2 pseudogenes are annotated in these 567 nt (G+C 62.6%); both read right to left on the bottom strand.

The features are described from left to right. Window positions 1–244 (bottom strand): annotated as a pseudogene (locus EN991_RS39015) (ABC transporter permease); the annotation flags it as partial. A 114-nt stretch (window positions 245–358) separates the two neighbouring features. Beyond that, window positions 359–567 (bottom strand): annotated as a pseudogene (locus tag EN991_RS39010) (rhizopine-binding protein); the annotation flags it as partial.

Genomic DNA, 567 nt, shown 5'->3' with positions numbered 1-567 from the left:
CGATGGCGATGATGCCGACGATCGACACCTGCAGGATGATGATCTGCAGGCGCGCTTCGTTGAAGATGCCGCCGACATCGCTGCGTGTGTTGAACAGAAAGCTGTCGCCGAGAAAGATGCGGCCGATCAGTTCGAAGATGACGACGAGAATGACCAGTGCCAGAAAAACATTGAACTCGGCCGGCCATGTGCGCTTCTTCGCATCATAACCGACGCCGCCGACGCCATGAGATGTCTGTGCCACGTATTCTGTCCTCCATCAGCCGCGGTCGCCCTCGCGCCGTGCCGGCGCTGAGGGAGAGAGGGGAGCGGCGCTGTCTTGATCGAGAGCGCCGCTCCGTATCGAACCGCTGGCGGCTCAGTTCTTCTTCAGGAACTTGTCGATGTTGGCTGGTGTCACCAGCTGGAAGGGCACGTAGACCTTGTGCTCGACCTTCTCGCCCTTGGAGAGCTTGAGCGCCGCATCGAGAGCGCCGGCGCCCTGGCCGGCCGCGTCCTGGAACACAGTTACGTCGAGGTCGCCCGCCTGCATGGCCGCCAGCGCGTCCTGGGTGGCATCGACGCTGC

Origin of the sequence: Mesorhizobium sp. M7A.F.Ca.US.005.03.2.1, from assembly GCF_003997795.1 — a bacterium.
Classification (GTDB): Bacteria; Pseudomonadota; Alphaproteobacteria; order Rhizobiales; family Rhizobiaceae; genus Mesorhizobium; species Mesorhizobium ciceri.
The sequence above is the reverse complement of the archived record's forward strand: the minus strand, read 5'-3'. Positions and strand labels throughout refer to the sequence as shown.